Here is a 748-nt window from a genome sequence, read left to right on the forward strand (position 1 = left end):
GTTTCGGGGGGGTTGGTTTTTTTTTATACCCCCCCGGGCGCGGGGGGCGGCCCCGGCCGACATGTGTCGGCAGGGCCCTCACGGCTGTCTCGCCGTCCGTTCTCCGCGGCTGGACCGCCGGGCCGCCATCCGTTGCTGCAGCTCGCAAGCTACCTGTTCCCCCACAAGGCGTAAATCTGTACTTGCCAGAGTAGACATTGAGCTCTGGCACGGTTAGCCTTTTTCTCGTAGACATCGGTCGAGCGAAGCCCGGCAGACACGAACTGGCGGGTTGCAGTACATGAGATTCGCAGGTCAGTGCGGTTCTGGAGTCCCGAAGCCAAGGTGTTCGCAGGACGGTGACGGGACTGAGGACCGCACTGGGCGGCTCGCAGGTCGAGGTGCCGCCAACAGCACCACCGAGCAGTACCGCAAGTACCAGTTCATCAAGTTCGGAGACAAGGACGGAGGAGCAGACGCCATCAGGATCGCCCGGTCCGAGAAGCACTCGCCCCGGGTACCGCAAGACCCCGGATTGGAAGGTGGTCCCCGGTCACGCAGCCGCGATCCCCGCACCCCCCTTCTGCAGGGCTGGTAGCGGAAACAGAAGGTCGGCACAGCATTAGGGCCGACAGATGGTGTTGAATTTCCTTCGGGGCCCTGGTGCCGTACGGCACCAGGGGCCCACCACCCCGGTGGCAACCACGTGTCCGGAAAACAGAAAAAACCCCCCCAGATAGTGGGGTAGACCGACACAAACCCCCCCCGG

This window comes from Streptomyces sp. NPDC059010 (assembly GCF_042740355.1).
Classification (GTDB): Bacteria; Actinomycetota; Actinomycetes; order Streptomycetales; family Streptomycetaceae; genus Streptomyces.